The following is a 7,151-nucleotide window of genomic DNA, read 5'->3' as shown; positions in this document are numbered from 1 at the left end:
ACCCCACAAGCCAAGGCTCTTGGCATCGACTACAAAGCACGCTGTTGAGTTCTCAAGGAACAGACGCACCACGAATCCACCCCAGTCGGGGGCGGTTCCATCGGGGCAACTCTCCTACCTTAGCCGCGGGGTTTTGCTCGGTCAAATCGGCTTCCCGACCCGTCCTCGCCGTCCCGCTCGCTCCGGCAGGAAGAACATTACCCGCTCCCGGGGGGTGCTCTTGACACGTCCCGGCAACATGGGCCTCCCGGAGACCGTCACAGCGGGTCACCACGGGGGTCGAGCGACGACGAAGTCGTTGCGGGACAACGGATCCAGCGCACCGAGACTTTGTCCAAGATTTTTTGCCCCGGACCCCCGGCCCCCTTGCGCACGGGCGGACGGTCTGCCTACCGGGGCCTGCGGGGCCGTCCGGAGGCCTGCTCGCGGGCCCCGGCGGACAGCGCCGTCCCGCGCGGCCCACGGGTCCGCACCGTGATCGCCGTGCGGTCGGCACGGAAGAGGTCGTAGGAGAACTCCAGGGGGATCCCCTCCTCGTCCCGCGTCGTGCGCGTGATCGCCAGCAGCGCCGCGCCCTGGGCCGTCCCGAGCACGGCCGCCTCGTCGCCCGCCGCCTCGACGACCTCGATCTGCTCCTCCGCCTCGGCCGGCTCCACGCCGTACCGGGCGGCGAGCAGCTCGTAGATCGAGCCGCCCAGGCTCTGCTCCAGCAGGTCCGGGAACCTCGCCGCCGGGAACCGGGCGTGCTCGAGCGAGATCGGGGCGCCGTCCGCGAGCCGGATCCGGACGACGTCGTGCACGTAGGCGCCCGGGGCGACCCCGAGGGCCCGGGCCGTCGCGTCGTCGGCGGCGACGACGGCCGCCGACAGCACCCGGGTCCCGGCGAAGAAGCCCTGGTCCCGCAGCAACGCCGGCAGGCCGACGATCCGGGACAGGTCCCGGGAGACCTTGGCGGCGGTGACGAACGTGCCACCGCCCCGGCCCGGCGTCCGCCGCAGGAACCCCTGCCCCTCGAGCGCGGAGAGCGCCTGCCGCAACGTCGAGCGGCTCACCCCGTACTCCACGGCGAGGTCACGCTCCGCGCCGAGCCGCTCGCCCCCGCGCAGGTCGCCGGACCGGATCCGCTCGAGGAGCCGCCGGCGGACGTCGTCCGCGGCGGGGCCGAGCGGGTCCGGCGGCAGCGCGGCCACAGGCCCGTCCTCACGCACCCTGGAGCGCCTCCAGGGACTCGGGCAGCACCTGGCCGCCGTCGACGACGAGGGCCTGCCCGGTCACGTACGCGGCCTCGTCCGTGGCGAAGAACAGCGCCGCGTAGCCGATGTCGTCGACCTCCCCCAGTCGCTTCATGGGGATCGAGGCCTCCATCGTCGCCCGGTACGAGGCACCGAGGTCGGCGAGCCCCTCCGTCGCGATGTTCCCCGGGAGGACGGCGTTCACGGTGATCCTGCGCGGCGCGAGCTCGATGGCCGCCGTCCGCATGAAGCCGAGCTGGGCGGCCTTGCTCGCCCCGTAGTGCGACCACCCGGGGAAGCCGGTGACCGGGCCGGTGATCGAGGACGTGAGGATGACCCGCCCGTGCCCGGAGGCCGTCAGGTACGGCAGGCAGGCCTGGACGGCGAACATCGTGCCCTTGACGTTCGTGCCGAAGACCGAGTCCATGTCCGCCTCGGTCATGTCCGCGAGCTTGGCGTCCGGGAAGATCCCGGCGTTGGCGCAGAGGACGTCGATGCCGCCGTGCCGGCTCACCGCGGCGTCCGCGGCGGCGCGGTTGCCGTCGAGGGTCGCGACGTCGGCCAGGACGTAGGAGACGGTGCCCCCGCCGAGGGCGGTGAGCTCGTCGGCGCAGGCGCGGGCCGTCGTCTCGTCCCGCCCGACGACGACGACGTTCGCGCCGGAGCGGGCGAAGACCCGGGCGATGCCCTTCCCGATGCCCTTCGTGCCACCGGTGACGACGACGGTGCGGCCCTCGACGGAGCTGAACATGTGCGGTCCCTTCGCAGTGCGGTCGGTGACGGGTTCGGACGCAGGGTTCGGAGGCAGGTTCGGAGGCAGGTTCGGAGGCAGGGAGTGCCGGAGGTCAGAGCACGGTGCGGACGACGGGCGGCCGGGACAGGTACGCCTCGGCGAGGTCGCACGAGACGGCGGTGTACTCCTCCCCCATCTCCTGGGCGAGGTCGGTATCGGAGTGCGAGCCGATCCAGGCGACGAGGAGCAGCCGGCGCAGGAGCACGAACGTCGGCAGCTCGGCCTCCTCCGCCGCGGACAGCGGCGCCACCGTCCGGTAGCCGGCGGCCCACGCGTCCGTCAGCTCGGGGACCCGGGGGTCGTGCTCGATGAACGACAGCGACGAGCCCAGGTCGTACATGAACCAGCCCAGGCCGCAGTCGTCGAAGTCGATGACCGTCACCCCGGAGGAGACGTCGTCCGGGTCGACGAGGAGGTTGGCCAGGCGCATGTCGGCGTGGACGAGGCCGAACCGGTCCGGCCCGTCGCCGAAGGCGGCCAGCCGGTCCCGCAGCGCGAGGTCGAGGCGGCCGAGGACCTCGCGCTCGGCGGCGCCGACCGCCATCCCGTCCTGCCAGCGGCCCCAGTGCCCGCGCGGGCCGATCGAGGTCTCGTAGTCCCAGCGGAACCGGGTGAACGACGCCGGCCGCGCCCAGCTGCGGGCGTGCAGGTGGAGCCGGGCCGTCACGGCACCGAGGTCGCGGAAGTCGTCGACGAGCCGCTCCCCCGCCGGCTCGGCACCGGGGCACCACTCGAACCGGACGGCGTGCCGCTCCTCGCCGTCCGGGTGCCGACCGGTGGCGACGGGCGCGCCGTCGCGGGCGGGGAGCACCTCAGGCGTGCGGACGACGTCGTCGCCGCGCAGGGCACCGATCCAGGCCAGCTCGCTCTCGATCGCCGCCCGCGAGTGGTAGCCCGGCCGGTGCACCCGCAGGACGCTGCGGACCCCGGTCGCCGGGTCGTCGACGGCGTACGTCGCGTTCTCGCTGATGTTGAGGAGCGTGAGCGTCGCCGCGGGGTCGACGTCGTGGTGGGCGAGCGCGCTGCGGGCGATCTCCTCGAGCCGTGCCCGCTGCGCGGGGTCCCCGTCGGGGGTCCGGGTCGTCATGAGCTCGCCGGACGTCTCCTCGTCCGGCTCGGGCACACCGCTCATCCTGTTGTCCTTCCGTGGTCCAGGGCGGAGAACACGTCGTCGATCGCCGCCCGGGCCCGCGCGACGTCCCGGGGGCTGCCGCCGAGGTAGAGCCGGCCGGCGGCGCCGATCATCGACACGTCGACGAGGGTGACCCCCGGGGCGGCCCGCTCGGCCTCGTTGGCGGCCAGCGCGGCGAACAGGGCCGGCGTCACCTCGTGGACGAGGAGCGACTGGCCGGGCAGCAGCATCGACGCCTCCCGGGTGCGGTTGACGATGACGGCGTGGGTGTCGCTCACGTCGTCGATGACGTCGGAGTAGAGCACGTCGGGGGCCAGCCCGTCCTGGCTCCCGGCCCCGATCCCGTCGAGGATCGCCCGGCTCGCCGCCTCGACGTCGGCAAGCCGGTCCCCGTGCACCTCGAGCACGCCGAACTGCCGCTCCACGAAGAGGATGCCGGGCTCGACCGCGGGGGCCGCCCGCAGCGCGAGGTCGGCGATCCGGTGGATCGCCAGCCCCGGTGCCACCTCGACGAAGAGCGCGTGCTGCCCGGCGTACGGCGGGTAGCCGCGCGCCCGTGTCGGCGTGCCCAGCCACGCGGCGAACTGCGGCTGCAGGTCCTGCAGCAGCAGGTGCACCCGCAGCTGGGTGGGGCGCCGTCCGGTCGGTGTGCTCATGGCCTCACGGGATCGTCGGGTGTGGCGGGGTTCGGACGGGCGGGTCTCTTCAGTCGTCGGCGCCGGTGACCGTGAAGTGCTTGCCGAGCTCGGCGTGCGGGCGCGGGATGACGTGCACGGAGACGAGCTCGCCGACCTGGGCGGCGGTCTCGGCGCCGGCCTCGGTCGCGGCCTTCACCGCGCCGACGTCGCCGACGACCGTGATCGCCACGAGGCCGTCGCCGACGGTGTCACGGCTGACGATGACGACGTTCGCGGCCTTGACCATCGCGTCGGCCGCGGCGAGCGCGGCGACGTAGCCCTTGGTCTCGAGCAGGCCGATCGCGGTGCTGGACATGGTTTCTCCTCGGGTGTCGGTGCCGGGCGTGCCGGCCGGGTTCGGACGGCGGGTGGTGCGGGTCAGGGCAGGTCGTCGGCCGGCCGCTCGTCGATCGAGCCGATGACGAGCGCGTCGATCGGGGGTGCGGGGCGGTTCGCGGACGACGGACCGCCGGAGGTCTGGAACCACGACGCCGCGACGGAGCCGGTCGCCACGAGCACGTGCTCGCCGATCCCGGTGCCGAGGACGTCGAAGGCGACGAGCCGGCCGCCGCCGTCCGCCTCGACCTCGAGGAAGGCGCCGTTCGGGATCTCGGCCAGCCGGCGCGTCGCCCAGACGTTGCCGATCACACGTGCACGCAGCATCAGTGCCTCCCTGCATCGGTGACGGTGGCCGGGGCGCGGACGATCTCGACCCCGGCCGTGCGGGCCCGGTCACGGGCCAGCGGTGTGACGACCGCCCGCGGTCCGACGACGATCCGCCGGCCCGCGGCCTCGGCGGCCCGCACGTGCCGCTCGGTGACGGCGCCGCGGTCGACCCGGTGCGTGCCGTCGTCCGCCCGCACCGGCCGCGCGGCGGGCGTGCCCGGCGTGCCCGGCGTGCCCGGTGTGCCTGGTGTGCCCGGTGTGCCCGCGACGAGCCGGAACGTGACCCGGCCCGCGCGGACGTCGTCCCCGAGGTCGAGGACCCGTGCGGCGAAGGCGGCGAGGTCGGCGTCGTCCGCGACCCGGACGTCCTCCACGCGGGCGCGGCCGGCCCGGCCCTGGGCGACCCCGGCGAGCATCTCGGGCAGCACCTCGCGCAGCGCGTCGCGGACGAGCGCGCGCAGGTCCTCGGCGCCGACGGCGTCCGTCATCGGCGGCCTCCGGCGAGCGCGCCCGCGAGAGCGGCCTCGGCCGCCTCAACGGCCTGCCGGACGTCGGCCTCGCGACCGGAGAGGTAGACCCGGCCGGTGGCGCCGAACATCCGGTAGTCGACGACCTTGATGTCGGCGGCCTTCTCGGCCTCGTTCACCGCGAGGATCGCGTACGAGGCGGGCTGCATCTCCAGCACGAAGAGACTCTCGCCGGCGAGGGCCATCGACCCGATCTTGTTGCGGTTCACGAGGAACGCGTGCTGGTGGTCGAGCGAGGTGACGATCCGCGATGCGAGCACCTGCGGTGCCGCGGCGTCGGACGCGAGCGCGCCGAGGGAGTCGAGGACGGCGGACGCCGCCGCCTGCACCTCGTCCGTCGACCCGTGCACCTCGAGGTAGCCGAACTGCCGCTCCACCATGAGGATCCCGGCCTGCACCCGGGCGTGCTTGAGCGCGACGTCGGTGAGCGGCTCGATGTCGAGACCGGGCGCCACCTCGACGACCTGCGCGGCCATCCCGCGCCGGGGCAGCGAGCCGCGGACCCAGGTGCCGAGGTAGCACATCGTCTGCGGCTGCAGCTGGTCGATGAAGATGAAGGACCTCAGGTCGGCCATGTCCTCAGCCCTCGACGATCCGGCGGAGCTCCGCGACGACCATCCGCCGGACCTCCTCGCGCAGGTCCGCGGACTCGGCGGTGACCGGCTCGCGCGGCGCGGCCGCGGCACCTGCGACGGCGGCCCGCAGCACGTCCGCGGCCTCCGCGGTGTTCGACGCGTGCGGGTAGGCCGGCACCGGGCCGGTCGGCGGCGCCCAGGCGGACCCCGTCGCCGCCGCGACGTCCGGCATGCCCACGCCGGGGTCGGCGTTCCACGCGAGCCTCGTGTGGTTCACCAGGTGCCGTGGTTCGAGGTTCTCCCCGACGCTCGACCGGCCGAAGAAGCCGGTGCCGATCGTCATCGTCGGTGCGAGGTTCGTCTCGAGGCCGGAGCCGCCGAGGCTCGCCCCGGTGTTGACGCTGACCCGCAGGACACGGACGGCGGCCCCGAACGCGAGGATCGTCGCCGGGTCGGTCGAGTGCACGGCGGCGGAGTGGCCGGCCCCGCTGATCCGGAGCACCGCGCGGGCGGTGTCGATCCCGCTGCGCACCGTCGGCACCCGGACCAGGCCGAGCACCGGGCAGAGCTTCTCGCGGGCGAGCGGCTCCTCCGGGACGACGAGGTCGAACGGCGCGAGGAGCACCCGGGTCCCGGCCGGCACCCGGACGCCGGCCCGGCCGGCGAGGGTCACGGCGTCCCGGCCGACGCAGGACGTGTCGAAGACCCCGCCCGGGAAGAGCAGGTCCCGCACCCGGTCGCGCTCGTCCTCGGTGAGCAGGTGCGCGCCGGCGCGGCGCAGGGCCGTGACCAGGGTGTCGGCGCACGCCTCCTCGACGACGAGGACGGACTCGTTCGTGCAGAGGACCGAGTTGTCGAAGCTCTTGCTGTCGACGATCCGGCGGGCGGCCGCGGCGAGGTCCGCGGTGGCGTCGACGAGGACCGGCACGTTGCCCGGGCCGACCCCGATCGCCGGGTTGCCGCTGCGGTACGCGGCCCGGACGACCTGGACGCCGCCCGTCGCGACGACGACGTCGGTGCGCTCGTCGCTCATGAGCGCGTTGAGCAGCGGGACGGACGGCTCGTCGACCCACTGGACGCAGCCGTCGGGGGCACCGGCCGCGACCGCGGCCTCGGCCATGATGCGGGCCGCGTCGGCGCACACCGACCTCGCGAGCGGGTGCGGGCAGACCACGACCGCGTTGCGGGTCATGAGGGCGAGCAGGATCTTGAAGTAGACGGTGGCGACCGGGTTCGTCGACGGGGTGAGGGCGAGGACGACGCCCGCGGGCCGCGGGATCTCGACGATCTTCGCCTCGTGGTCGACGCGCACGCTCACGAAGTCGTGACCCGCGTAAGCCTCCAGGAGACCGGTCGAGCACGCGAGGTTCTTGAGCCGCTTGTGCTCGGCGACACCGAAGCCGGTCTCCTCGACGGCGCGCCGGGCGAACTCGTCGGCGTGCGCTGCGCCGGCCGCCGCCGCTGCGCTCAGGATCCGGTCGACCGTCGCCGCGTCGTAGCGGGCGAACGCGCGCGCGGCCCACTCGGCCCGCTCGAGCATCGCCCGGCC

At 74.5% G+C, this 7,151-nt stretch carries 9 protein-coding genes; all 9 read right to left on the bottom strand.

Features of this window, described 5'->3' with window-relative positions; translation table 11 throughout:
* Nucleotides 1–389 precede the first annotated feature (389 nt).
* Complete coding sequence (locus tag EDJALFJO_RS32840; protein WP_088290842.1) at nt 390–1,190, bottom strand: GntR family transcriptional regulator; 801 nt, start codon at nt 1,188–1,190, stop codon at nt 390–392.
* Between the two features lie 10 nt (nt 1,191–1,200).
* Nucleotides 1,201–1,983, bottom strand: a complete 783-nt coding sequence (gene fabG, locus EDJALFJO_RS32835) for a 3-oxoacyl-ACP reductase FabG (protein WP_088290841.1) — start codon at nt 1,981–1,983, stop codon at nt 1,201–1,203.
* Between the two features lie 94 nt (nt 1,984–2,077).
* The gene (locus tag EDJALFJO_RS32830) at nt 2,078–3,112 is read right to left on the bottom strand and encodes a phosphotransferase (RefSeq protein ID WP_088290847.1); all 1,035 of its coding nucleotides are present in this window, start codon (nt 3,110–3,112) and stop codon (nt 2,078–2,080) included.
* A 41-nt stretch (nt 3,113–3,153) separates the two neighbouring features.
* Nucleotides 3,154–3,813, bottom strand: coding sequence for a microcompartment protein (locus EDJALFJO_RS32825; RefSeq protein WP_088290840.1), 660 nt, complete (start codon nt 3,811–3,813; stop codon nt 3,154–3,156).
* Nucleotides 3,814–3,862: 49 nt separating this feature from the next.
* Nucleotides 3,863–4,150: a BMC domain-containing protein gene (locus tag EDJALFJO_RS32820; RefSeq protein ID WP_088290839.1), complete on the bottom strand. Its 288-nt coding sequence runs from the start codon at nt 4,148–4,150 to the stop codon at nt 3,863–3,865.
* Between the two features lie 62 nt (nt 4,151–4,212).
* Nucleotides 4,213–4,497, bottom strand: coding sequence for a EutN/CcmL family microcompartment protein (locus tag EDJALFJO_RS32815; protein WP_088290838.1), 285 nt, complete (start codon nt 4,495–4,497; stop codon nt 4,213–4,215).
* Nucleotides 4,497–4,988, bottom strand: a complete 492-nt coding sequence (locus EDJALFJO_RS32810; protein WP_088290837.1) for a hypothetical protein — start codon at nt 4,986–4,988, stop codon at nt 4,497–4,499. Before EDJALFJO_RS32810 ends, EDJALFJO_RS32815 begins: the two co-directional genes overlap by 1 nt.
* The gene (locus EDJALFJO_RS32805; protein WP_088290836.1) at nt 4,985–5,602 is read right to left on the bottom strand and encodes a BMC domain-containing protein; all 618 of its coding nucleotides are present in this window, start codon (nt 5,600–5,602) and stop codon (nt 4,985–4,987) included. The genes EDJALFJO_RS32810 and EDJALFJO_RS32805 overlap by 4 nt, the downstream gene beginning before the upstream one ends.
* A 4-nt stretch (nt 5,603–5,606) precedes the next feature.
* On the bottom strand, nt 5,607–7,142 hold the full coding sequence (locus EDJALFJO_RS32800) for an aldehyde dehydrogenase family protein (RefSeq protein WP_088290846.1): 1,536 nt from the start codon (nt 7,140–7,142) through the stop codon (nt 5,607–5,609).
* Between the last annotated feature and the right edge of the window lie 9 nt (nt 7,143–7,151).

It is taken from the genome of Kineosporia sp. A_224 (assembly GCF_002198655.1).
Lineage (GTDB): Bacteria > Actinomycetota > Actinomycetes > Actinomycetales > Kineosporiaceae > R-H-3.
This window is presented reverse-complemented; position numbering and strand designations above follow the sequence as displayed.

Excerpts from the sequence above, each read along its gene's own strand:
- EDJALFJO_RS32830 (WP_088290847.1), bottom strand. The coding sequence starts at position 3,112 with ATGACGACCCGGACCCCCGACGGGGACCCCGCGCAGCGGGCACGGCTC.
- fabG (WP_088290841.1), bottom strand. The coding sequence starts at position 1,983 with ATGTTCAGCTCCGTCGAGGGCCGCACCGTCGTCGTCACCGGTGGCACG.
- EDJALFJO_RS32820 (WP_088290839.1), bottom strand. The coding sequence starts at position 4,150 with ATGTCCAGCACCGCGATCGGCCTGCTCGAGACCAAGGGCTACGTCGCC.
- EDJALFJO_RS32800 (WP_088290846.1), bottom strand. The coding sequence starts at position 7,142 with ATGCTCGAGCGGGCCGAGTGGGCCGCGCGCGCGTTCGCCCGCTACGAC.
- EDJALFJO_RS32805 (WP_088290836.1), bottom strand. The coding sequence starts at position 5,602 with ATGGCCGACCTGAGGTCCTTCATCTTCATCGACCAGCTGCAGCCGCAG.
- EDJALFJO_RS32810 (WP_088290837.1), bottom strand. The coding sequence starts at position 4,988 with ATGACGGACGCCGTCGGCGCCGAGGACCTGCGCGCGCTCGTCCGCGAC.
- EDJALFJO_RS32825 (WP_088290840.1), bottom strand. The coding sequence starts at position 3,813 with ATGAGCACACCGACCGGACGGCGCCCCACCCAGCTGCGGGTGCACCTG.
- EDJALFJO_RS32815 (WP_088290838.1), bottom strand. The coding sequence starts at position 4,497 with ATGCTGCGTGCACGTGTGATCGGCAACGTCTGGGCGACGCGCCGGCTG.